General features: G+C 44.5%; 28 protein-coding genes. 10 read left to right on the top strand and 18 right to left on the bottom strand.

Going from position 1 to position 23,695, the window contains the following annotated elements:
• Positions 1-9: 9 nt before the first annotated feature.
• Positions 10-549: a pentapeptide repeat-containing protein gene (locus H6G48_RS00575; RefSeq protein ID WP_190718036.1), complete on the bottom strand. Its 540-nt coding sequence runs from the start codon at positions 547-549 to the stop codon at positions 10-12.
• A 374-nt stretch (positions 550-923) separates the two neighbouring features.
• On the opposite strand from H6G48_RS00575, the gene H6G48_RS00570 reads away from it, so the two are divergent.
• Together H6G48_RS00570 and H6G48_RS00565 are read left to right on the top strand one after the other, a co-directional pair.
• On the top strand, positions 924-1,619 hold the full coding sequence (locus H6G48_RS00570) for a TerC family protein (protein ID WP_190718033.1): 696 nt from the start codon (positions 924-926) through the stop codon (positions 1,617-1,619).
• Positions 1,620-1,757: 138 nt separating this feature from the next.
• Positions 1,758-2,003 carry a hypothetical protein gene (locus tag H6G48_RS00565; RefSeq protein ID WP_242034474.1) on the top strand — a complete coding sequence of 82 codons (246 nt, stop codon included), beginning with the start codon at positions 1,758-1,760 and terminating at the stop codon, positions 2,001-2,003.
• Positions 2,004-2,073: 70 nt separating this feature from the next.
• Here the strand turns inward: H6G48_RS00565 and H6G48_RS00560 are convergent, their stop codons facing one another.
• Together H6G48_RS00560 and H6G48_RS00555 are read right to left on the bottom strand one after the other, a co-directional pair.
• Positions 2,074-2,472, bottom strand: coding sequence for a YidH family protein (locus H6G48_RS00560; protein WP_190718031.1), 399 nt, complete (start codon positions 2,470-2,472; stop codon positions 2,074-2,076).
• Positions 2,473-2,543: 71 nt separating this feature from the next.
• Positions 2,544-3,350 (bottom strand): prohibitin family protein, encoded by an 807-nt coding sequence (locus H6G48_RS00555; RefSeq protein ID WP_190718028.1) that lies wholly within the window; start codon positions 3,348-3,350, stop codon positions 2,544-2,546.
• A gap of 615 nt (positions 3,351-3,965) precedes the next feature.
• Here H6G48_RS00555 and H6G48_RS00550 point away from each other — a divergent pair.
• The 4 genes from H6G48_RS00550 (at position 3,966) to H6G48_RS00535 (ending at position 8,425) form a co-directional block, all read left to right on the top strand.
• Complete coding sequence (locus H6G48_RS00550) at positions 3,966-5,264, top strand: O-acetylhomoserine aminocarboxypropyltransferase/cysteine synthase family protein (RefSeq protein ID WP_072927404.1); 1,299 nt, start codon at positions 3,966-3,968, stop codon at positions 5,262-5,264.
• A 15-nt stretch (positions 5,265-5,279) separates the two neighbouring features.
• Positions 5,280-6,332 carry a homoserine O-acetyltransferase MetX gene (gene metX, locus H6G48_RS00545; protein ID WP_190718026.1) on the top strand — a complete coding sequence of 351 codons (1,053 nt, stop codon included), beginning with the start codon at positions 5,280-5,282 and terminating at the stop codon, positions 6,330-6,332.
• 90 nt (positions 6,333-6,422) lie between these two features.
• Positions 6,423-7,841 carry an AAA family ATPase gene (locus tag H6G48_RS00540; RefSeq protein ID WP_190718023.1) on the top strand — a complete coding sequence of 473 codons (1,419 nt, stop codon included), beginning with the start codon at positions 6,423-6,425 and terminating at the stop codon, positions 7,839-7,841.
• Complete coding sequence (locus H6G48_RS00535) at positions 7,838-8,425, top strand: hypothetical protein (protein ID WP_002795956.1); 588 nt, start codon at positions 7,838-7,840, stop codon at positions 8,423-8,425. Before H6G48_RS00540 ends, H6G48_RS00535 begins: the two co-directional genes overlap by 4 nt.
• A 13-nt stretch (positions 8,426-8,438) precedes the next feature.
• On the opposite strand, the gene H6G48_RS00530 is transcribed toward H6G48_RS00535, so the two are convergent.
• From H6G48_RS00530 to cysK, 9 genes are all read right to left on the bottom strand, one after another.
• Entirely contained in the window at positions 8,439-8,651 is a 213-nt protein-coding gene (locus H6G48_RS00530; RefSeq protein WP_190718019.1) for a DUF6887 family protein, read from the bottom strand.
• Entirely contained in the window at positions 8,648-8,821 is a 174-nt protein-coding gene (locus tag H6G48_RS27325; RefSeq protein ID WP_373276090.1) for a DUF6888 family protein, read from the bottom strand. The genes H6G48_RS00530 and H6G48_RS27325 overlap by 4 nt, the downstream gene beginning before the upstream one ends.
• Before the next feature lie 73 nt (positions 8,822-8,894).
• Positions 8,895-11,045 carry an FAD/NAD(P)-binding protein gene (locus H6G48_RS27025; RefSeq protein WP_190718017.1) on the bottom strand — a complete coding sequence of 717 codons (2,151 nt, stop codon included), beginning with the start codon at positions 11,043-11,045 and terminating at the stop codon, positions 8,895-8,897.
• A 302-nt stretch (positions 11,046-11,347) separates the two neighbouring features.
• Positions 11,348-11,986, bottom strand: coding sequence for a cadmium resistance transporter (locus H6G48_RS00520; protein ID WP_016516223.1), 639 nt, complete (start codon positions 11,984-11,986; stop codon positions 11,348-11,350).
• A 30-nt stretch (positions 11,987-12,016) separates the two neighbouring features.
• Positions 12,017-12,592: a Crp/Fnr family transcriptional regulator gene (locus tag H6G48_RS00515; protein WP_016516224.1), complete on the bottom strand. Its 576-nt coding sequence runs from the start codon at positions 12,590-12,592 to the stop codon at positions 12,017-12,019.
• A 158-nt stretch (positions 12,593-12,750) separates the two neighbouring features.
• Entirely contained in the window at positions 12,751-13,425 is a 675-nt protein-coding gene (locus H6G48_RS00510; RefSeq protein ID WP_002762684.1) for a hypothetical protein, read from the bottom strand.
• Between the two features lie 216 nt (positions 13,426-13,641).
• Positions 13,642-14,178 carry an MgtC/SapB family protein gene (locus H6G48_RS00505; RefSeq protein ID WP_002762685.1) on the bottom strand — a complete coding sequence of 179 codons (537 nt, stop codon included), beginning with the start codon at positions 14,176-14,178 and terminating at the stop codon, positions 13,642-13,644.
• Positions 14,179-14,254: 76 nt separating this feature from the next.
• Complete coding sequence (locus H6G48_RS26720; protein ID WP_277925583.1) at positions 14,255-14,389, bottom strand: hypothetical protein; 135 nt, start codon at positions 14,387-14,389, stop codon at positions 14,255-14,257.
• A gap of 15 nt (positions 14,390-14,404) precedes the next feature.
• Positions 14,405-15,352, bottom strand: a complete 948-nt coding sequence (cysK, locus tag H6G48_RS00500) for a cysteine synthase A (RefSeq protein WP_016516226.1) — start codon at positions 15,350-15,352, stop codon at positions 14,405-14,407.
• A 669-nt stretch (positions 15,353-16,021) separates the two neighbouring features.
• Here cysK and H6G48_RS00495 point away from each other — a divergent pair.
• Entirely contained in the window at positions 16,022-16,540 is a 519-nt protein-coding gene (locus tag H6G48_RS00495) for a phycocyanin subunit beta (protein WP_190718052.1), read from the top strand.
• A gap of 55 nt (positions 16,541-16,595) precedes the next feature.
• Positions 16,596-17,087 (top strand): phycocyanin subunit alpha, encoded by a 492-nt coding sequence (cpcA, locus tag H6G48_RS00490; RefSeq protein WP_002762687.1) that lies wholly within the window; start codon positions 16,596-16,598, stop codon positions 17,085-17,087.
• 257 nt (positions 17,088-17,344) lie between these two features.
• On the opposite strand, the gene H6G48_RS00485 is transcribed toward cpcA, so the two are convergent.
• The 6 genes from H6G48_RS00485 to H6G48_RS00460 all read right to left on the bottom strand — a co-directional run bounded on the left by H6G48_RS00485 (position 17,345) and on the right by H6G48_RS00460 (position 22,446).
• Complete coding sequence (locus H6G48_RS00485; protein ID WP_190718014.1) at positions 17,345-18,343, bottom strand: sulfurtransferase; 999 nt, start codon at positions 18,341-18,343, stop codon at positions 17,345-17,347.
• 379 nt (positions 18,344-18,722) lie between these two features.
• On the bottom strand, positions 18,723-19,373 hold the full coding sequence (locus tag H6G48_RS00480) for a phosphatase PAP2 family protein (RefSeq protein WP_190718012.1): 651 nt from the start codon (positions 19,371-19,373) through the stop codon (positions 18,723-18,725).
• Positions 19,370-19,750 carry a DUF7980 family protein gene (locus H6G48_RS00475; protein WP_002795947.1) on the bottom strand — a complete coding sequence of 127 codons (381 nt, stop codon included), beginning with the start codon at positions 19,748-19,750 and terminating at the stop codon, positions 19,370-19,372. The genes H6G48_RS00480 and H6G48_RS00475 overlap by 4 nt, the downstream gene beginning before the upstream one ends.
• A 315-nt stretch (positions 19,751-20,065) precedes the next feature.
• Complete coding sequence (locus H6G48_RS00470; protein ID WP_190718009.1) at positions 20,066-21,148, bottom strand: sulfate ABC transporter substrate-binding protein; 1,083 nt, start codon at positions 21,146-21,148, stop codon at positions 20,066-20,068.
• 531 nt (positions 21,149-21,679) lie between these two features.
• Positions 21,680-22,072 carry a DUF5615 family PIN-like protein gene (locus tag H6G48_RS00465; protein WP_190718006.1) on the bottom strand — a complete coding sequence of 131 codons (393 nt, stop codon included), beginning with the start codon at positions 22,070-22,072 and terminating at the stop codon, positions 21,680-21,682.
• The gene (locus tag H6G48_RS00460) at positions 22,069-22,446 is read right to left on the bottom strand and encodes a DUF433 domain-containing protein (protein WP_190718003.1); all 378 of its coding nucleotides are present in this window, start codon (positions 22,444-22,446) and stop codon (positions 22,069-22,071) included. The genes H6G48_RS00465 and H6G48_RS00460 overlap by 4 nt, the downstream gene beginning before the upstream one ends.
• Positions 22,447-22,844: 398 nt before the next feature.
• Here H6G48_RS00460 and H6G48_RS00455 point away from each other — a divergent pair, with 398 nt between their 5' ends.
• Both H6G48_RS00455 and H6G48_RS00450 read left to right on the top strand, forming a co-directional pair.
• The gene (locus H6G48_RS00455) at positions 22,845-23,030 is read left to right on the top strand and encodes a hypothetical protein (protein WP_190718000.1); all 186 of its coding nucleotides are present in this window, start codon (positions 22,845-22,847) and stop codon (positions 23,028-23,030) included.
• A complete protein-coding gene (locus H6G48_RS00450) occupies positions 23,015-23,308 on the top strand; it encodes a type II toxin-antitoxin system RelE/ParE family toxin (RefSeq protein WP_190717997.1) in 294 nt (97 codons plus the stop codon). Before H6G48_RS00455 ends, H6G48_RS00450 begins: the two co-directional genes overlap by 16 nt.
• The last annotated feature ends 387 nt before the right edge of the window (positions 23,309-23,695 follow it).

The following is a 23,695-nucleotide window of genomic DNA, read 5'->3' as shown; positions in this document are numbered from 1 at the left end:
AAACTTTTTTTAGAATAGATTGGGATCGACACCGATCGCCCCTTCACCGTCCGCATCTTGCAGGTTAGCACCGTCTAACCGAGCATTAGTGAGATTGGCCTTCTCTAAGTCAGCTTTTTGCAGATTGGCGTTGGTTAAGTTTGCTCCTTGCAGGTTGGCTTTTTCTAAATCTGCACCTAAGAGATTGGCCTTGCTTAAATCGGCTCCCGCTAGGAGAGTTTTGCCGAGGTCGGCTCCCCGGAGGTCAGTCCCTTTGAGGTTAGCACCTTGTAAGTTTGTTCTTTCTAGATCCGCTTGACTGAGGTTTGCTCCTTCTAGATTGGCCGAGGACAAGTTTAAATCTTTGAGGCTAATTCCGTTAAAGTCACAACCGACACAGGCGTTAGTTTCCTGTAGTTTTTGCAGATTATCGCCGGCAGCCGGCTCGACCAGAGTAATTTTTGCCGGTGCGCCGCCAGTGGGGGTAACGGCCCTAGCGATGGCAGGGTGGAAGCAAGAAAAAACTGTGATTAGCAATAGACAGAAGGCTGTCAGTAGCTTCGGTTTCATCGTTTTTGATCTCCTTGAGTGATCTTTTTGAGTCTCTGTTTTCACTCTAGGCAATGGCTTTAATAAAAACAAATATTCTTTGTTTTCAAATCCATAAATTCCCTTTATGCAAAGCCAAGAAAGTCCCTCGCCCTTTCATCACTTTTATTTATTAAAACCACAATTAAGAATATTTGCTTTTATGCTTGTCCCGTACCTAAGATGATAGTGTCCGGCCAAAATCCTGATCAAGGAGAGTGTGGTCAGCAATCTCACCCTCGATCGCAAGCTCAAGAACTTGACCTTCAATTTATACCGACAAAAAAATAGTCAAGAATCCTAGCAGGAAATACCAAGACGCATCTACAACGTCATAGGAGTAAAAATATAATTATATGTCCCCTCAAATTCTCGATATAGCTGAAAATCTCTCTCTAACCACTTGCGGCACTATTCTCACCCTGGCAGTCTTAGAAACCATTCTATCGGCCGATAATGCCGTCGCCCTGGCCGCTTTGGTGCGAGAACTTCCCGACCCCAGACAACAACGCCAGGCTTTAAACTGGGGATTGGCCGGGGCATTTGTGTTAAGAGTTGCCATGTTAGTCAGTGCCAGTTGGACAGTTAAATTCTGGCAGGTGGAGGTACTGGGTGCTATTTATCTGCTCTGGTTAGCGGGTAAGCATTTTTGGCAGAAATTTTTAGATATAGACATAGAAGACCAAAATTTTGCCCCTAATCTCGCCATAGAATCTTTTGGCCGTGTTATTGTTCTGATTGCTTTTACAGATCTGGCTTTTTCCCTCGATAGTGTGACAACAGCGATCGCCCTAGCCGATCAATTCTGGATTCTCCTGACTGGTGGTATTTTGGGAATGTTAGCCCTACGATTTTTGACCGGTTTATTTGTCAGGTGGTTAGCTGAGTTTGTTTACCTACAAGATGCGGCCTATCTGACGGTTTTAGCGGTAGGGGGAAGATTGTTGTTAAAAGCTTGTCAACCAACCTATTTGCCGCCAGAGTGGATGGTATTAATGATGGTGGCGGCCTCCTTAAGTTGGGGCTTTTCTAGGCGTGTTGTGGTGGAATAGTTCTGGCAGCAAGGGATTTTCTCAATTTTTTAGGAGCGTGTCAATCGTTATACTCCGGGACGACGGGCGACTGTGACATAATTTGTGACTAGGTACGGTAAGAGTCGCTAGTGAACCCCGTTAGCCTTGGAGACTTCCTTGCTAGACACCATTTCCACCCTATCCTCAAAACTAACAGCGATCGAATCCACGGGAAATCCTCTCCCGAAAGTTGCTACTTGTTCCTCCACCTGTCGTTACTGTCGGTTTTATAAGTTTCAGGGGAGAGGAAACGGCTATTGTCAACGCTTGGGAGTCCCTGTTCACAGTCATTGGCGCGCCTGTCCTTTAATTTGTCCACCTTTCGCCCCTTCCTGGGAAAGGTCGGAAAATGGGGAATTTTGAGTATTTATCTGGATTTTACCGCCTGTATCGAGCAATTTTTCCCCATCCCGCTCCCTGCGAGGATGGGGTTTTAATCGAAACCGATGCTTTCCACTCCACCGCTATCGGGACTGGTGGCGACAAAATAGAGAATTCCCGACCCTAGACAAGCGATCGCTATACTAAAGCAAATAATCCAGACTTGAGCAGGTTCGTAGCTATTACTATCGATCGCCCGACGGATGAGAAAATAGTGGCGCGTGGCGATGACAACGGTTAATAATCCCACCATAGCGAAGACAAAACCCAACAGCCACCCCAATCCTAGGGCTGTGGAAGATGCTGTCCGTAAACGCAAAATGACCAGACCAAAACCCATCAAAGCGATCGAGGCGCGCATCCAAGACAGATAGGTGCGTTCGTTGGCCGAATGATCTCGCCAGTAATCAGGGTTAAATTTCTGCTTTGTCTTTTGGGATTTAAACAGCATAGAGGAGTTCCTCGCAGTGAACTTCAATAAAATCAAGTATTCTTTCTTCTGGTTTTAATAAATTGTTTTTATCATCTAGTTTTTCGCTTATCTTTAACCAATTCAAGGGACTTGAGCAGATTATCATCCATAAATAGGGGAAGTTTACCGTCCCATCTTTCGATCGCTTTGTTCTGTAAAACTTCTGGACTTAAGGAATCTTGGAGAATGCGATGAGCTTCCGCCTCTCCCTTAGCCAGATTGATTTTTACTTCCGATTCTTTCAGAGCTTTCAGCACCATAAAACCGGCTTTTTTGGCCTCCTGTTCGGCAATTTGTTTGGCTTCCACCGCATCGGTAAAGCGATCGGAAAAATTGACATGAACCAAAGAAATATCATCGACACCGATATGATAATTTTTCATTCTTTCGGTCAAACGAATATCCACTTCCCCTTTCACCTCCTCCCGTTTAGTAATTAATTCTTCGGCGGTATATTTAGCCATAACTGCCTTGAGAATTTCCTCAACTGCTGGATCGATCACTCGTTCAATGACAGCCGCTTCATCGCCAATTTGTTGAAAAATAGTATTAACTTCTGATGCTAAAATATGCCAATTCAGGGCCACATCTGTGAAGACTTCCTGTAGGTCTTTGGAGGAAGCTTCGGCCGCTATCTGTTGTTTTTGAATTCTCACACTTAGTTTTTTCACCGTGTTAACAACGGGAATAATCCCGTGAATACCCTCATTAAGTATTTTATCCTGTACTTGACCAAAGACCATTAAAACTCCTCTTTCTCCCGCATTGACAATCACGAAAGGATTAAAAATAATCGCCAAAATTAATAACAAAAAAAAGAGATTGCTTGGTCTAGCAAAAAGGCGAATTTTGAGCATTTTAATTGGTAATAGAGATAGTTTATGGGATGGGATTACAAATCAATAAAATGGCTGATTTTATCTATTTTAATAATTTTAGCAACTAGAAATAAAGGTAAACTTTGTTCTATATTATTTAGATAAATTCAGATTTAGTCTCGTTATTTTTTCGTTTTGGCTGATAAAAGATCGTGAAATAATTGTTTATTTGTAATTATCATATTCGCCGCTTAAATGTTTTAGTAATCATGAATTAAAACGATTATCTCGTTAGTTTTAGTCAGAAAGTTGGACAAAAAAGCATTTATTTATCCAAGAAAGGAATCGGGGTTATCCAGAAACAATTATCACAAAATTTCCCTTGTCTTAAATGGTACATTCTCATTCCACCAGTCTAGCTGGTACTTGCTTTTGTAGCAATTACCTTAACACAATCTAGTTTCGGCATAAAAGATATTCTGTATACAGGATATCTCGATAAATTGACTCGCAGAAATGGCTATGATAGAAAAATACAGTAAGCGAATAAGCCTACTGTACCCATTCCATCCCCTAATGAGGTCATTTAATCACCCTTTTTCCTCGATCGCACAGATCAAGGAATTTATCCTTTATTTCCCTCCCTGAGCGCCCATGTCTGACCGTTACCGTTTCGAGACGCTACAAGTACACGCCGGCCAGGAACCTGCCCCCGGAACCAACGCCCGCGCCGTTCCCATCTATCAAACCACCTCCTACGTTTTCAACGATGCCGACCACGGGGCGCGACTGTTTGCCTTGGAAGAGTTCGGCAACATCTACACCAGGATCATGAACCCGACCACCGATGTCTTCGAGAAGCGGATCGCCGCTTTAGAAGGAGGTGCGGCGGCCCTGGCCACCTCTAGCGGTCAGGCGGCGCAATTTCTAGCGATCGCTAATATCGCCGGTGCGGGGGATAATATCGTTTCCACTAGCTACCTCTACGGCGGAACCTATAATCAGTTCAAAGTCTCCTTACCACGTTTAGGAATAAATGTCAAGTTCGTCGATGGCGATGAGGCCGAGGCTTTTCGAGCGGCGATCGACGATCGCACTAAAGCTTTATATGTAGAGACGATCGGCAATCCCCGATTTAATATTCCCGATTTTGCCGCCCTGGCCCATATCGCCCACGAGAACGGCATTCCCCTGATCGTCGATAATACCTTCGGTTGCGGCGGCTATCTCTGTCGCCCGATCGAACAGGGGGCCGATATCGTGGTGCAATCGGCCACCAAATGGATCGGCGGTCACGGCACTTCCATCGGCGGAGTAATCGTCGATTCGGGTAAATTCGACTGGGGAAACGGCAAATTTCCCCAGTTTACCGAACCCGCGCCGGGTTATCACGGGTTGAATTTCTATGAGGTATTCGGACCGTCGGGCCCTTTGGGCAATATCGCCTTTATTATCCGGGCCCGGGTGGAGGGATTGCGGGACTTCGGACCCGCCTTGAGTCCGTTTAACGCATTTTTACTGCTACAGGGATTGGAAACCCTCTCCCTACGGGTCGATCGTCATGTATCCAACGCCTTGGCCCTAGGGAACTGGCTCAAAGAACAGCCACAGGTGGAATGGGTGGATTATCCCGGATTACCGGAACATCCTTACCACGAACGGGCGAAGAAGTACCTAAAACACGGCTTCGGCGGGGTTTTAGCCTTCGGGATTCGGGGCGGTTTCGAGGCCGGGCGGAATTTTATCAACCGGGTGAAACTCGCCAGCCATCTCGCCAACGTGGGGGACGCAAAAACCCTGGTTATCCATCCCGCCTCGACGACTCACCAGCAGTTAAACGAAGAAGAACAGCGATCGGCGGGAGTAACGCCCGAATTAATCCGCGTTTCCGTGGGTTTGGAACATATTGACGATATTATCGAGGATTTCCAGCAAACTTTCCAGAGTTTATAACCCACCACCCCGCCCATGGATCGCCTAGACTTGATCTCCCCGGAAACCCGTTTCTATTCCCCACCGCATCCTTTTGTTCTCGAATCGGGGGCGGTTCTCGAAAGGGTGCGGATCGCCTATCGAACCTGGGGAATTTTGAATAACAAGCGGGATAACGGGGTTATTGTCTGTCATGCCTTCACGGGATGGGCCGACGTGGAAGCTTGGTGGGAACCTTTGTTAGGAACCGGACGCGTTCTCGATCCGACCCGGGATTTTATTGTCTGTAGCAATATTCTCGGCAGTTGCTACGGGACAACCGGCCCCACTTCGATCGATCCCCGTACCGGTAAACCCTACGGCCCGACTTTCCCGGAGATTACCGTCCGGGATCTGGTTCACCTACAACGGCTGTTGGTGGACGCATTGGGGATCGAGTCTTTGCGGTTGGTGATCGGGGGATCCTTGGGAGGGATGCAGGTTTTGGAGTGGGCGCTACTGTACCCGGAGAAGACGCGCTCGATCGCTGTGATTGCGGCTTCGGGACGACATTCGGCTTGGTGTATCGCGCTGGGAGAGGCTCAAAGGGGGGCGATCTACGCCGATCCCCATTGGCAAGGGGGAAATTATGCGCTCGATCGCCCTCCGGCCCGGGGTTTATCGGCAGCCCGGATGATGGCGATGACTACCTACCGATCGCACGCCAGTTTTGAGTCCCGTTTCGGCCGCGAGTACGGGGAGGGGGGAGAGTTTACGATCGCCCGCTATTTAGAATATCAGGGAAAAAAGTTAGTCGAACGTTTTGACGCCAATGCTTATATCACCCTAAGTAGGGCGATGGATCGTCATGATGTCACCCGGACGGGAAAAAGTTACGAATCGGTTTTACAGTCGATTCAACAACCGACGGCGATCGTGGCGATCGATTCGGATCTTCTTTATCCTCCCGTAGAACAAGAGGAATTGGCGAAATATATCCCCAATTCTGAATTATTTTGGTTGCGATCGCCGCACGGTCACGATGCGTTTTTAATGGATGGCGATATGGATGCGTTGAATGATCTTCTCGTCACTTTCGGGAATGGGTGAACAACGGGCAATGGTCGCGGGTTGGGGATGGTCGGGTAGAAGGTGCTTGCGGTACTATGGTCTATAGCCGGATAGAGAGCGCACGCATCTATGCAAAAAATTATCATTAAAAATTTCGGAGCGATCGAGTACGCTGAAATCGAGATTAAAAAGGTTCTAGTTTTAATCGGTGAACAGGCAAGCGGCAAGAGTACGATCGCTAAATTGATTTATTTTTTTAAATCATTAAAAGAAAATCTAAAATCTGAAAGTTTTTTATTCGCCCAAGAAAAAATACCGAAATATACAGATATTGATACTTATTTTAGAGAATTTATAAAAATAAAGTTTTATGATTTTTTTGGTTCTACGCTCAATTTTTTGAATTTTGAGGTTAGATTTTATTATAGTTTTCAAAAAAATAGATATATACAATTGAATCTTGATTTAAATAAAAATTTATGCTTAATATTTAGCGAAAAATTTTTAGATGAACAGTTCAAAAACGGTTTTGCAGATTATATTAATTTGTCCAAAAAAAATATTGATAACTCCGAAAAACCATATATCAAAATAGATAATTTGACCCAGTATAGTTTATCCTATCAATATCTATCAAAGTTATTGAATAATTTATTTGAAAACGAGCAAGAAGATTTACTATTTATAATTGCTGGAAGAAATGCAACGGTAACTTATTCTGACTTATTTGAGAAATATTTATTTGCAAGTATTGAAATTGATTTAAAAGAAAATAGTAAAAAATATTCTGCTAACAAACTGCAAATGATAGATGAATTTTTAATGCTACAATTTATAGAAAAAGTGGAACTTATTAAACAAGTTTTTAGAAAATTTTCTGGCTTTGATGGATTAATTAACTATCAGGCAAATAAAAAAGGAATTGAGTATTTAAGAGTGATAAAAAATAAAATAGATTTAATATTAAAAGGTGAATACTTAATTGGCAATTCTGAAGAAAAGATTATATTTAACAAAAACGATCGATATTCTATTGATCTTCGTAATGCTTCATCTGGTCAGCAGGAATGTATTAGAATTTTACAGGACATCTTTTTAAATATTATTTATGATTCGATAATTTTGAGAATTATAGAGGAACCAGAAGCGCATTTATTTCCAGTTGCACAGAAGCATTTAATTGAATTATTAGCGATAATGGTTAATCGGAATGAAGATAATCAATTAATTATCACTACCCACAGTCCTTATATTTTATCAGTTTTTAATAATTTACTATTCGCCAAAAGAGTTGTTGAAAAAAATCCATCGGCACAGTCTGAAGTGTCGGAAATAATACCAGAAGATTACTGGTTGAATGCGGCTGAATTTTCCGCGTACTCTCTAGGAAATCAATCTTTAGATGAGGAGGCTAATTATTGTGAATCTATTTTTGATAGTAACACGGGATTGATCGCTCAGAATTATCTAGATACCGTATCCGAAATGATGGGAGGGGAATTTAATAAGCTATATAATATTCACGCTAGAACGTTTAAACGCAAATGACAGAGTTTAACGAAATCAAAGGCCATCTATCCCAAAAAATAGACAAACTCGATCAATTTATACAAATCGAGGAGAGAGAGGAGTTTCTAATTATAGACTACAATGGTCAGTCTTTTATCATTATCGATATTCTCGTGAATTCGACTTGTACTATTCACTTGAACGATGAGGACATTTTAATTAACGATTTCGACGACACTAAAACATTCAAGGTTAGCGATAATACAATAATTGGTTTTATCCCGATCGATGGTAAGAAAGGTTTTTTAGGCTATGGAACTTCCCATTGTGATTGTGTATTTTTCGATAAAAGTGATTTCTGCTTTGTCGAATTTAAATTCAATGCAACCAGCGCCAAAAAAGTTACTGAAAATCGTTGTAAAGCGATCAATCAATTAAGCAACACGATCAGTTATTTCGACGCAAGGCTGGACAAAAACTATCTAGACTTGAATCTAGAGGCGTATGTCTGTACACCCGAATTTTATCCTAGAGATGATGCGACTTGGAAATCTCTAGCGATCGAGTTTCTAGAAAATTACGGGATCGCGCTTTTCGAGAAAACGTATAAAATCTGTAAATAATAGTGCATTGGCTTTATATTTTCTGTTGTGTATTGCGGCGATTTTTCGCTACCAGTTCGGGAAAATGACTTAAATCCTCGATCGAACGCGGTGCGGGATAAATTTCTCCCGGTTCGGCCGTCACCCGATCGAGATAAATTTGAAAGGCCCTCTCGTCCTCTCTATGTTCGAGAATATAGGCTCGCAATTCTTCGCGACTCATCGATTCAAACTCGCGTTTTATCATACATACCTCCAATCGCCATTTTTAAAAATAATAATTTCTTGCTCTTCCCCAGCGAGAAAAAAGATATTTCCCGTTCTTTCGTCAATCCGAACAATATTAACGGGCAAATACATCTTCGTTGCCCAATAACTTAAAATAAAACAGGTTAGCTGTTGCGCGGCAGTAGGAATGGGCTTTTACTCCTCCAGTGTTTCGTTATCCAGTGTAGCGCAGGACCGACGGGGCGATCAATCGCTTGCCCGTTTAAATCTGATAATCCATGACGAAAACCACCTTACCACCCCGTGCGTTGGCACTTAAGGCCGCAGTCATCTTCTTGGGATAGGGTAGATTGAGATTATTCATCAACTCCACAAAGTCCTCGCGGTCGCGGCTGGCAAAACGGGGATTCCAGCGCTTTTCCTCACCGATCGAGGAGACCGTTCTTCCCAGATAATCGTGACAGGGATAAACAAGCGTATCGTCCGGGAGAGTGAATAACTTCTCCGTCACCGTCTTGTATAGCACCTCCGGCGAACCCTTCTGAAAATCGGTACGACCGCAACCGCGAATTAAGAGTGCATCCCCCGTTAATAGGCGTTTTTCATCGATGAGATAGGCTATATGACTATCGGTGTGGCCTGGAGTTGCGATCGCTTTTAGCTGCTGACCTGCCACGGTCCAGAGGTCGCCATCGCGCACATAACCATCGATATCGCTCACTTCCGCGTTTTCGGGAACGAGGATCGAACAGTTGGTTAACTCCCGTAAGCGGTGCGCTCCGGTGATATGGTCGGCGTGGACATGGGTTTCCATCGTGTAGCCTAGAGTTAACCCCAACTGCCAAAGAATCTGCCGATCGCGATCGACCTGTTCGAGGACCGGATCGATTAAAATCGCCTCCCCCGTACCCGAATCAGCGATCAGATAGGTGTAGGTACTCGATTCCCTATCGAAAAGCTGGCGGAAAATCGGCACTGCCGGCCCGAATGCGATCGAGTAGGCCGTGGGGAGAGAAATTCTCTCTTTCAGCGATCGCAACAAATCCCGGGCCAGTTCGGCCGCCTGTAAACGCAGTTCGGGAATGGCGGTGGTTTCCCAGAGATCGCCTTTGCGGGGATTTCCCAAAGTGTAGAGGGTTGGCGATGCCGTACCGTCTGGCCTGAGAATCGCCCCGTTGTCCGCGGTTTCGATGCCACAATTCAAAGGATGGGGACGGATTAACCCCCGTTGGCGAAGATGAACGACGAGGGGATCGGTTATGGTCGCGTAATCGTTACCCGCGCCGGTACAGTTAATAATTCGATCGACGGTTAGGTTTAAGAGGTTTCCCGTCCCCCGTTGACGGATAGTAACCTCTACACAGCCGTTTTTAACCTCAGCACTTTCAATTCTTCCCCCATGATAGGTTAATTGTCGCGATTCTACGGCCTCATCGAGGATACTGGCGATCTCGTCGGCGAGGCGATGGCGAAGAACCTCCCAATAGGCTTTCAGGTGGCGTAGAAATCTGGCGCGTTCCCCTATCGGCAGACAATGCCATAGACCTTGAGATATCGGGCGTAAGGCGTTTAAAACGGCCCGCCAGTCGTGACCTTGACTCTCGGCGGTTTTTACCTCCGCGCGAATCCGCCCTAGGAGTCCCCGGGTGGTCTGGGGCGCGGTTTCGAGGGTGAGGAACGGGGGATAGGGATCGGTGGGTCGGTGCGATCGAGGGATCAGGCCATGACGGGAAACTGCGTGGATTTTGCCCGTGAATCCCCTTTGTGCCAGGGAAACCACCATATCCACCATCGTTAACCCCGTACCGACGAGCAGCACCGTCCCGTCGGGTTTTAGCTCGGCGAGTGTGTCCGTCTCCCAAGCGTCGCGGAGATAGAGGGAATTGAGAGACGCGAGGGGTTGGGGAACCGTTGCGGGAAAATTGCCCAGCGCCAGAACTACTTTAGCGGCGCTGATTTTCTTGCCTCCTTTGAGGGTAATCGTCGCCTTTTCCCCGTCGAGTGCCAGATCGATCGCCGCATCGGTAAACGTTTCCAGACGGTGATCGGCAATGGCGTTGTCCCGCGCTTCTTCTAGGATCGAGCGGATGTATTTGCCGTACACTAGACGCGGTACGAAGCTGGCCGGATCGATCGATCGATAGCCGTTATCTGCTAACCAGTGGAGGAAATGTTCGGGATCGTCCTCGAAGGCGCTCATTTTGCCTGCGGGAATATTGAGCAGGTGGCCGCTATCTCGCGTTCCGTAGGCGATCCCTGTACCGAGGGGTTTTCGGCGCTCGATCAGGGCGATCGATAATGGAGTCCCTGTGTCGCGCAACAGGTTCGCTGTCACGAGGGAGCCACTAAATCCTCCCCCGATAATGGCGATGTCGAAAGTTGCAGAAAATTGATTCCGGTCAATGTAGCTCATAGATAAGGGGTATGGTAAGGGTGTCCTTGGGGAGAAAAGAAGCGTTTGGTTGAGCATTTAGGTTATCAATAGGCGATGCCCATTTGTTGAAAAATAGTATTAACTCGCCGGTTTTTGCAGGAAGCTTCGGCCGCTATCTGTTGTTTTTTAATTCTCATAACAAATCCTTTTATAACTTTTCAAGAGAACGTAGGTTGGGTTGAAGCATGAAACCCAACGCCTGCTCATGTTACGCTACCGCTAACCCATCCTACAAATAATTTTACCTCCCTACTTAAAAGACGATTTTTAGGCATTCTTGGTTAATACATGAAAAATAAACGATAGGATTTGCTGTCAATTAAGATATAAATCCCTAGAATAATATAGATAAAAGGACTAATTTTATGTCCGTAGTTTGTAACCACTTTAGCTATCCTGGGATGGGTAATCAAAAAATAGGCTAGGGCGCACCAAATCCCCATCATGAGATAAAAAATTATCATGATAATTAAGACGTGCATCGGGGAATTATTGGCAAAAAGAGAGGTATAGATACCAATATTATCACCGCCGTTAGCCACGGTCACGGCAGCGATGTAATAGGTTTGGGAGGGAAAACGAGGAACAAAGGAGCGATTTTTAGAATAATTAACATCTTCTCTTACTTCTTGAATGTAATCCTCATTTTCCCTTGACAAAAGTTGTTTAATGCCGATAATTAGAGGGATAAATCCTAATAGACCAATCCATTCTTTAGAAACCAGTAACCCAAATAGTAACCCGAGGGAACTAGCTAGGAGAATCAGGGTAAAACCGAGGTATTGACCAACAATCAGGTGTCGAGGTCGAAAATTAGCATTAAGTCGCGAGAAAAACAACATTAGCACCATCAGATCATCGAGATTTGTGGCTACAAAACTCGTCACGCTAGTAATTAAAAGGGCTACTAACCAATTCATAGATTGAAAAAAGAGATAATCCTTCCCATTCTAAATCTCGTAGTGCCAGATTTCCTCCTCTCGTAAAAGAAGACGATGGACGGGAAGACGTTCCACGGCCCCTTGTTGTTCAAGATGATTAAGTGCGCGGGTAATTGTGACTCTAGTAGTTCCTAATAAGTCAGCGATATCCTGATGAGTTAGACGCACATCAATTAATTGTCCGGTACCAGTTTGTTTACCAAATTGATTGCCTAACCATGACAGTAATTTCACAACCATAACATCAGTACGTTTGTAGCTACGAATAATACTTAGTTCTTGTGCTTGCTGAAGATGAGACAGCAGAATTTCTGCCATTTGATAACTCTCAACTGTGGAAAAGGAAACTGCTTGTACTGGAGTGATGCACTCAACTTGATAGGGATTGACTCTCTCTAGGGTTTTGCCAACAAAATTGCCAGGTCCCCACAATCCCAAGACGATCAGGGTTCCATCTTCTAACCAGGTGGAGGTTTTCACGACTCCACTCTCGATTTTCCAGAAATTAGGGTTTCTCAGGGGCAAAATCGCCCGATTATCAAAGTGCCAGCGATGGGGGGTTGGTGGTTGATAGGTAAGCGTCATGATTGATAATTAATTTTGATTAGGTACTTAGCTAGTCAAAAGCACAAGGCCGTCGAGAAAGAAGCTTTTTAGACGAGTTAAGGTTTTTTTGAAGAATTTTGGGGTAAAAACGATAATTACCCCAAAAAAGACCGATTGTATGCCCTTGCAAGCCCTATTTATTTCGGGGTGCTAGTCTTCTCCAGTTCCGTTGTGGCCGAGGAGATCAGTTCTTGCCAAGCTCGATCGCTTTCCTGTAGAGTCTGTTTAACCGCGTCGATGGTCTTTTCTACGCGAGTTTTCAGGAAAGGGGAAGCATTGTCTTTGAGTCGTTCGGTGTCGTCGGCTAAGATATCGATCGTCTCGGAGGTATTAACGAGGCTATTTTCTAGGGTAATAAGGTTGTTTTGCAGGGTTTCACTGAGTTTAGCCCCAGATTTGGTCAATTTTTTCGTAAATTTACTCACTTTTTCCCCTAGATCGTCAATATTATCCGCTAAGTCCTCTAGGTTGTCCTGTTGAGCTTCGATAATCTTCTTGTCGAGAGAAGGAGCGGCTAGTTGAGCCTTTAGGTCATCGATAGCCGATTTTGTCGCTTGGATGGCTTTTTCATAGGCAATTTGGGCATCTTCCAGAATTTTTGGGCTAGAAACCTCATTTTTTTTCTTGACTGGTTCCACCACAGTGCCACCCGTTGCCGTGGCACGGTCGATGACGGCCAACTGTTCGGGGAGTAGCGGCAAGGCGATCGCATTTCCTCTTCCCCCTAGGAGCAAAGTGACAGTTAAGAGGAAAATCAGCAGCCGGAAAACTTGATTTTTGAGGCTTTGAAAGCTCTTATTTCGGTTGATCATAGTTGAATTTTCTCCTGTTTAGAAAAGTGGTTACTCTGTCTAAATATTATCACATAAAATTTTTGTTTTGTATTTGTTTATAATAAATTTTATGAAAAATTTATTATATTTTTTTGACCAATAAATTGCAGAAAAAACATAATCTTTTCGAGGTAAAAGCCAGTAAATAAAAGCTTTTGCCCTCTCAAGAAAAATTAATTTTTATCACTTTTTTTATTAATGAGATGCTGAATTATCCGATGGATTTATTTCTTGATTAATCGTAGATATTTTCTTACGACCTTTAATATATTTGCCTAAAGATTTATTTTTCTTAAGTCGTTTAATGCCACTTAAAGTGCACAGAGAGAATAGAGTTCCCACCAGAACCATCTGCCATAAACCGCAACCAGAAGCCGCGCCTAATCCTGCCGCTAACCAGATAGTCGCCGCCGAAGTCAAACCTTTCACTTGTACCTTATTTAGTTCCCGATGGGATTGTTGTAGGATGATTCCCGCCCCTAAAAAACCGACACCAGAAGCGACCCCTTGAATAGTGCGACTGAGAGCATTAGAAGACGCATAACCCACATCTCCTTCCGCTTGTAGGGGAATCATCACGAACATGGCAGCCCCGAGACTAACGATGATAAAAGTTCTCAATCCAGCCGGACGACCGCCTCGCTGTCGGTTATAACCAATCAGACAGCCGACGGCCATAGCCATACTGAGCCGAAAAATAATCGTTTGCCAATCTTCCGAGTCAAAAAACATTGTTTAACCCATCAAATGAGATAAAAACTTCGCCTAACCAATCAAAGCCCTTTCCATCTCCCGCTTTAAATCGTTTCTATTCTCGATCCCGATCGATAATCGTAGTAAAGCCGGTGTTATAGGTGGAAGTGAGATCAATGGGAACCGTTACCGCACCATGGCTAGAGTCTGGTTCTTGCCCCCCATGAATTGCCCTCGTTGCAAATTCCATCAATTTATTTTCCTATTAGTCGATATCTTCGAGGTCTTTAAACAGGGCCGTGCTGAGGTAACGTTCCCCGAAACTAGGCTGAATCATGACGATTAATTTATCTTCGTTTTCGGGTCTTTTGCCCACCTGAATCGCCGCCCATAAAGCCGCCCCGGCCGAGATGCCCGATAGTAGTCCCTCCTGACGGGCTAACCGTCGCGCGTAGGCGAAAGCGTCCGTATCATCGACGATAATCACCTCATCGATCAATTCCGGTCGGAAAATTGCCGGGATAAAACCAGCGCCGATGCCTTGGATTTTGTGCGGCCCCGGTTGTCCCCCCGATAAGACGGGACTATTAGAGGGTTCAACTGCGATCGCTTGAAATTGGGGACGACGGGGTTTAATGGTTTCGGCAATACCGGTAATGGTTCCCCCGGTTCCCACGCCACCAATAACGATATCTACCAGGCCGTCGGTATCGGCCCAGATTTCCTCGGCGGTGGTTTCCCGGTGAATTTTCGGGTTGGCCGGGTTGCGGAACTGTTGCAAACTATAGGCGTTGGGGGTATTTTCGACTATTTCCTCAGCCCGGGCGATCGCTCCTTTCATGCCTTGGCTACCCGGGGTTAACTCTAATTGCGCCCCGTAGGCTTTTAACATCGCCCGTCGTTCTAAACTCATGGTTTCGGGCATAGTCAGGACTAAGCGATAGCCTTTGGCCGCCGCTACCATGGCCAGGGCGATGCCGGTATTACCGGAAGTGGGTTCCACCAGAATTGTTTTATCGGGGTGAATTAGTCCGGCGGCTTCCGCGTCCTCCACCATACTGACCCCAATGCGATCCTTAACCGAGGCGGCGGGGTTCATACTTTCCAGTTTGACGACGATGCGGGCTTTTACTCCCTCTGCTACTGGGATTCGATTCAGTTGGACTAGGGGTGTCCGTCCTACCAATTGGGTGATGTCTCTTGCGATCGGCATAATCCCACTTGCTTTGTATTTGTTGGCTATTTTTGATTATATATGTATTTAAGATGTTTTACAATACTTTTTAAGTCAGAGTACACTGCAAAATGCTGGTGTTGGCACCTCTGATCACAACGTCGGCGGGGATAATCCCTGTCGATTTTTTTGCCTTGCCACTTTTTTTGTATATCGAAGCACAATCGGTAAAATTGTCTTGGGAAATTTCTCTTAATTTAGTTAATTATTATTAGTATATAAAAGCACATTTGTTTAAACAACTTAAAGGAATTATTAGAGAGATGAAAAGAGCGATACTTTTTCTTTGTATAGGGTTACACATTTAGAAAAGTTTTCTGAGATTTATCCTAAAAAATTATTTTTTTGCTGGTTTTTTAGGAAACAATTTTTAATAAATAAAAGTAAGAAAATGGTCTATAAAATAATTCATGGCAAAAACGAAGTGTGTCTAGGAGCGTCAATAAACGCTAAATTCAATTAACAAGAATTGTTCCTCGATATACAAAAAAATCTGGCCAAGGGAGAGTAATTTTTTTTCAAGGACGATAGTATAGTCCCAAGAAAAAAACTCCTAGATACTTTATCGGAAAAAATAAAGAAAAGCCAGAGCAATCAACCTCGATATTTTGCCGAAACCAATCATCATTATAGGAGATGAAAACTATGGTGTTAGATGCCTTTGCCAAAGTCGTTTCTCAGGCCGATACCCGGGGGGAATACCTGAGCGAGAATCAAGTCAATGCCCTAATTGCCTTCGTCAAAGATGGTAATAAACGCGTGGATGTGGTCAATCGTCTTTCCAGTAATTCTTCTGCGATCGTTACCGATGCCGCGCGTAGTTTGTTTTCAGAACAGCCCGTTTTAGTTGCCCCCGGTGGCAACGCCTATACAAACCGTCGTGCTGCCGCCTGCTTGCGGGATTTGGAAATTATCCTGCGCTACGTTACCTATGCCACCTTCACCGGCGATGCCAGCATCCTCGATGATCGCGCCTTGAACGGTCTCCGGGAAACCTACGTCGCCCTGGGAGTTCCGGGAGCTTCTGTTGCGGCCGGAATTCTCAAGCTCAAGGACGCTTCCCTTGCCCTAGCGGCCGATCCCAACGGTATCACTCGCGGGGATTGCAGTTCTTTACTAGCAGAAGTCGCTTCTTACTTCGATCGATCGGCGGCGGCAGTTTCCTGATGCTGTGACTTTCTTATCTCAATCCGATTAAACTTTTGTAGGAGCAATCCCATCCATGACCAAAACACCTTTAACCGAAGCGGTGGCTACTGCCGATTCCCAAGGACGTTTTCTCAGCAGTGCTGAATTACAAGTGGCCTTCGGTCGTTTCCGTCAGGCCGCCATCACCCTAGAAGCGGTAAAAATCCTCGCCCAAAAGGCCCCCAGTTTAGCCCAAGAAGCAGCCAACGCTGTCTATCAAAAATTTCCCTACACCACCCAACTCCAGGGGCCGAACTATGCCTACGATGAGCGAGGGAAATCCAAGTGCGTTCGCGATATCGGCTACTATATCCGAATTATCACCTATGCCCTCGTGGTAGGCGGTACAGGCCCGATCGATGAATATCTGGTCGCTGGTTTGAGTGAAATTAATAGTGCCTTTGAACTATCTCCTAGTTGGTATATCGAAGCCTTAAAATACATCAAAACCAATCACGGATTAACTGGGGATGCTGCTGTAGAAGCTAATTCCTACATCGATTATGTGATCAACGCCCTTAGCTAATTTACGTCAACATAAGCTCATATCTCCTAAATTCACCTCGGGATGAGCGCCGAGGTTTTTTTGCGTCCGTCTAATACTAAATCCGTTGACTATAGGCTACATATCAGGAGAGGCAAAAGGCAAAACGGAGAATAAATAATCAGTTTTTAATAACTGGATTTAGTATAACTTAGTCGTCGTCGGGAACCTACCCTAACAAAAAAACCATCTTGGGCAAGATGGTTAAACACAACGAGTATAAACCGACAAACTTGACTTCAGACCGCTTTTTCTGGCCCAGTAGCGACGGGCAGCTCTGTGGTGCTGTACTCTGTCCAAGAACCCTCATAAATTCGCACCTTGGGATAACCGAGCAGATGTTTGAGGACAACATACTGTAAAGTCGCTTCCCGTCCCGTGCTGCAACTGACAATAATATTATCCGAGGGCTTGATGTTGCGTTGAGCAAGAATCTTCCTGATTTCGTCTAAAGATTTCAATTTATGGGGATTTTTCAGAGATTCATCCGGATTATTCGCTTCCGTAAAAGTCGGCCAGGGTATATTTTTCGCCCCCGGAATATGACCATTTCTCAGCCAGATATCCTGTTTCCCCTGAAAAAGTTCTTCCGGTCTAGGATCGATAAAAACCACATCTGGTTTGCCGATCAATTTCTCTACTTCTGCTAAAGTTACCCGAATCGAGGGATTATCACGGACAGTAAAGCTCCCTGGTTGATATTTAGGGAATTCTTTCGTTACCTTCTGTTCAGAAGCCTTATAACCCTTAAAACCACCATCTAAGACGGCCACATCTCGGAAACCCGATCGCTCTAGTAAATAGGCGACCATGGTTGCCCCCAAGACATCGCGACCATCGGAATATACTACCACTCGATCGCCATTAGTGATTCCCGCGGCGGCAAAGAGACTGCCAATTTTATCCTCTTGCCAATATTGAACCGGTAAAAATCCGTTTGGACCACGAAAATTATTATCGGCTATATTCACCGCTTTCGGTAAATGACCGGTGATATATTCCAAAGGATTAATCCGCAGATCGAGAATTTTTAACTTCGGATCGTTGAGATTTTGTGCTACCCACGCCGGCGATACAAAGTCTATCTTAGTCTCAGATTTAGACGTGGCCATCAGGGGCGATGACGGCGCTAAGGTAAAGGTTAAAATGCACAGAAGAACTAAAGTGAGAAAAGCAAGGGGACGGCTTTGAAACCGTCCCAGGGAGAGACCCTTCCCTCGTGGCAGTTTTGATTTCATGATTCAGTGTCAGCGACGAATATCAAACGATAATTACTATAGGGCTTTGATTAGCTTTCTCCAAAAATTTAGGTATAACGTGATATTTTTCTTGGGCAGCAAGTCGGTCAACTAATTAGGGTTTGCTAAAAAAGTTTGTTGGTGGGGTTAGGAGTCAGGAGTCAGTAGTCAGGAGGGGAAGTCCCAATAACAGAATAACCTCGCACACTGAGAAGCGGAACCCTTTGCAATCGCCTCCGGAAAGTGCAAGGGTTTTGAGTCCCTCGGATCGATTTATCAACGTTTGTCTTTGGCACTTTTCTTGAAAACAAAAGTCCCTAAACCATTTTCTAGCAAAGCTTTCACTGATATTCAGCCAACCCTAATTATTAATTTCTCCTTATTTCCTGATCGCCTTGGGTGTCTTTAATAACTGTTGCCACCAGATATGAACTAGGAGGGACCAAGCGAGCGCTAAAAGCCAAGAGGCAAGGATATCACTAGGAAAGTGAACTCCTAAATAAAGACGGGTCCAAGCAATAACCAAGACGAAGGGAATCCCCAGTAAAACTACCCCTAAAAACCAGCGCGTTCTCCAAGATAGGATCAGTAAAGAAACGACTAACAGGGAACTAAATAAAGCATGGCCGCTAGGGAAGGAAAAATCGTGGGGTAAGGGATAAAATAACTGCCAAAATTGCGGGCGATTCCGACGAAAAAGCATCTTGAGGTTATAACTAATAGCCCAACCTCCCGCCATGGTCACAAGGAGATAAGCGAACCCATACCAGTATTTTTTTAGGGCAAAAATCAGCAGTAAAATTGTCAGTATCGGGGCCACTCCCCAATAAGTGCCTAATCCCGTTAGTTTTATCGCCAAAAAATTTAGGTTTAAATTAGCGGTTTGATGAATAGATAGCATCAGGGATTTTTCCCACGCAAATCCTTGCGGCTGCTGGCGAATAGCGATCGCTAAATCCGTAAAAGTTAGCGATGTTAACAAGATGGCTAAGAAAATTAAGCTATTGTTTAAGTAAGTTTTGGGAATCACGGGGAAAAAGTGGCGATCGAGGATAACAGGGGCATTTCTAAAACCTGAAAATGAATTAGGCCCAGAATAACTAAAGTGTAAACTGTCGAGGAAAGTAATCCATTTCTTAATTCTTTTTGCCAATTGCGTTCTTCTTTCTCTCCACCGATTAATTCTTTCGTCCCGAATTGCATTAGCAGAATTCCCACAAGATTAGATAACCAATAACCAACCATGGCCGCTGGTAGAAAAAAATCGGCGTGTAAGCAAGCAATTAAACGACCAAAACCGTAGGCGATCGGCAGATTAAAAATTAGATCGTTCCACCAACACAGGGGCGATAATAAGTAACCGATCAATACCAAGGTTCCGTTTTTTATTTTGTCAAGTAGATACATCTTTTTTTTAGTTACTAACTATTAGCTTTGTTTTTTTTTGCCATCAGCAATCAACTATCTCTGCTATCTAGGGTTTGCGGCAAAAAGTACGGGCGAAGCATTCGGATAGAAAATCTCCGGTTTCACCGATAGGTTATTGCCCGAATGCTTCGCCCCTACAGGACGCGGGCTGATGAAGACGCAAGGTTTTGAACGACGATTCTCTCAAAATCTTGCACCTGTTTCGCAAGAAAAGCCACAAAACCCTTACCTTGCCTACATTTCACATTTATTCAGCAAGCGCTATCTAGCTGACAGCTGATGGCTCACTACTAATTAACGCTGAATTTGGTCAAAAATCGCCCCATCAGCAAAGAATTTTTTCTGGATCTCCTCCCAACTACCGATCGCCGTAGAGGGGAACAGATTCGGCACTTTTGGGTATTGTTTACTAAACTCTTTAGCCACATTAGCATTAACCGGACGGAAACCCACCTTGGCGAATTCCCTCTGTGCTTCGGGAGTAAAGAGAAATTGGGCAAAAGCTGTCGCTACTTCCCGGGTGTTGCGTTTATCAACTATTTTATCCACTACGGCCACGGGCGGATCGATCGAAACATTGACCGGAGGAATAGTATAGGAAAAACCGGTTTCTCCTTTTTGACGGGCCAGAATCACCTCGTTTTCGTAGTTAAGCAGCACATCCCCCTGATCCTGTTTAAAGAAGACATCGCTGGCCTCCCGGGCATCTTTGGGTAGTACAGGAACATTTTTATAGACATTGCGGACGAAATTGGTCGCTTGTGCTTCATTGCCGCCGGTCCGAGTTACCGATCCCCACAGGGCCAGAAAATTCCAACGGGCCACCCCAGAGGTTTTCGGGTTGGCAGTGATTACTTTAATCCCCGATTTGGCTAGATCTGGCCAGTTGCGGATTCCTTTGGGATTGCCCTGACGAGTAACTAAAGCTACCACGGAACGAGTGGCGATGCCGTTATTGGGGAGTTCTTTCTGCCAACCGGGGTTAACTAAACCCGCTTTTTGCAAGCGTTCCACATCGGAACCGATGGCCAAATTTACCACATCTGCATCTAATCCGTCGATAACAGCGCGGGTTTGGGAACCAGAGCCACCATAACTCTGTTTAATCACCACATCCTGTTTTTTCTCTCTTTTCCATTTGTTGACGAATAGAGGAATAATTTTTGAGTAGGCCGATTGAGTCACCGCGTAGGAAACTAGGGTGATTTCCACGGTTTGTTGTTTAGCTTGCTGTTTATGCGGAGCTGCCAGCAGATTACTCGATGCCGATAGGGGACTAAAAGTTAGTCCGATTCCCGTTGTGACGACGGCAGCCGTAGCTAGAGAAATAAAGGGTAAGAGGGTTTTCGGTTTTGAGGATCTAGGCTCATGGATCACGATGTCATCGGCTCCTTTGTTTATTTATGGGAGATTGCTAGGTATTTTCTCTGAGATTGTATTTTATACGAAATAAAAAACATTTTCAATACATCGAAGAAAAAATTATACTGTTTGGGTTAGATGCAAAGAAATCAAGCCATTAATGGCTTGATTAGCTGAAAAAACTGGGAATATTCGATTTATACGGCTTAAATGTGCCTTTAAATCTGCCTTAAGCCTTTTTATGCTTCCAAAATAGAGATTTTATCGTCTTTATGGAGAGGAAAGAATTTTTTAGCGCTCAAAAACCTCTCCCTATGTGGGTTTAACGGTGAAGTTAGCAGACCTTAGCAACTATTACCCTAAAATTGAAGCGGTCTAACGACTTCAATCAATGTGCAGGGTGCGTTCCCCAAAATCCTGCATTAGGGAACGCACCCTACAGCGATTGCGATCTATTCAGAAACTTGCCGCATAACGGCTAAGTTATGCCGTGCATCTCACCGATAAGACTGCGATCGCCTTAATTTTCAAGCGTAGCCGACAATATCATGGAATGAATAACCGACCAACCCCCTTGTAATTATCAATATCTACAGCAATTTCGATCAGCCGTTCAGCACAACGCTCTCGATATTCAGCTTCACTCAAACGCTCGAGATTCCCAATCGTCAACACTGGAAATGAGTTCTCTGTGTTCTCTTCTCGCATCACCTGCTCAAGGGAATCATCACCCTTCATATTTCGGTTAGCAGTAAGAATCATCATCTCCTGTTCTTGAGCATAGCACCAGACTAGGCGATCGCTACTTTCCATCGACAATCCAGCCTCTCTAAAGGTAACAAATTGGACAGACTGGAACTCAAGCCAACCACGTTTTGCCAATATACCAAGAAAAATCAGCGCATAACCGTCGAGGTTGTAGTCAACTAAGAAAGTCATTGTTTTTGTGCGGCACGTCTGGCTCTCTGCTCCTCAAGCTTTGCCCAAAACGCTTCTTGCCCTGGTTTATGTGGCATTGCTGCAATTCGAGCAAAGCGTTCACGGTTACGATCTTCCCAGTACTGGCGAATTTCTTCCCTATTTTGAAGAACCTCTTGATATTCAACCTCGACCTGAGCTTGGTTTGCCTCAATATAGGACAAAGCTGCGTCAATTTGCGCGTTCGTGAGGTTAAATGTGTCACGAATCAGTTTAGGAGGATAATCAGCTTTTAAGAGATCGATCACATCATAGAGGGTGATGCGCGTGCCAGCGATCGTCAGTCCTCGCTCTGTACAGATAATTTTCGCTTGTTGGTTTGCCGTCCAGGTCATTCCCTTAGCTCCTTAGAATCCACTTAATGGTCAATGGTTTCACCAGACAAATATTGGTCAATTTTTTCTGACCAATCAGGTTCACCGTTCATTATAGTCCGCCCCTTACGCGACCAGATCAGTGTACTGCTAGGCAGTGCCTTCGGCATCGCACTTAGACTCACAGCTTCAATCAATGTGCATGGTGCGTTCTCAAAAATCTATTGGTGGAACAGTAGGACTTGCATTAGGGAACGCACCCTAAAGCGATAGCGTACTGCTACGCAGTGCCTTCGGCATCGCACTAAGCATAAATCACAAGATAGTGATCGCCCTTAGTATTGTTTCTCAAAAATTCGGATGATCACCTTGTGTATGTATGTTAAAATGTCTGTTATTCGACTCCAGAGGCTTAAGCCATGAGTAATAAAGAAGCAGTTATTGAGCTTGTTAAACGTCTCCCTGAGGACATTTCTTTAATAGAGATCGCTGAGCAAGTCAGGTTTATTGCGGCTATTCAAGAGGGATTTGAAGCAATTGACTTGGGTAAGGGTGTGCCGGTGGAAATGGTTGAAAAAATTATGGAATCATGGACTACAAAGTAATTCTTTCGCCCCAAGCTATTCGTGATTTAGAAACTATCGTCCGCTATGTCGCAATTACGAATCCTGAATTAGCGAAAAAATTAGGTCAACAATTACTCGATAAAACTAAAGAGTTAGGTTTGTTTCCTTTTCGAGGTCGAGTAGTTCCAGAATTTAATGATGTTAACATCCGTCAATTAATTCTTAGACCCTATCGTATTATTTATCGTGTTGAAGAACCGATTCACCAGGTAAGCGTCGCTAGATTTTGGCACACAGCTAGAGGTTTTTTAGAATAGAGTTTTGCCATTTGTTTAACCCGATCGCCCTTCAAATCACAAATAATAGGACAGCGTTTATATTTTGCATTGCTCTCACCTGAGCATAAAAGCATCAAAATCCCTACGAAGTGTTCCTCTAACTTGCCATCCATTAAAAGGTAGATGCCCCAAGGGAGCCTGGGCTGGTGAATCTGGAGTAGTATCAAGAATTGGATCGTGTATATTAACGGCGTAGCGGTAATCACGTTTCCAACCTACAAACTGCTAGGCAGTGCTTTCGTCATCCCACTTAGAGAATTACAGAGAATGATTGATCCTATAATAATGGGAAAATCCTCAGAGTGAGGAACTCGCATGAAACCAGCATCCCTGATTCAACTAACCGATAGTCTGAAAGCCCTTTAT

The sequence above is a fragment of the Microcystis flos-aquae FACHB-1344 genome (genome assembly GCF_014698375.1).
Classification (GTDB): domain Bacteria; phylum Cyanobacteriota; class Cyanobacteriia; order Cyanobacteriales; family Microcystaceae; genus Microcystis; species Microcystis aeruginosa.
The sequence above is the reverse complement of the archived record's forward strand: the minus strand, read 5'-3'. Positions and strand labels throughout refer to the sequence as shown.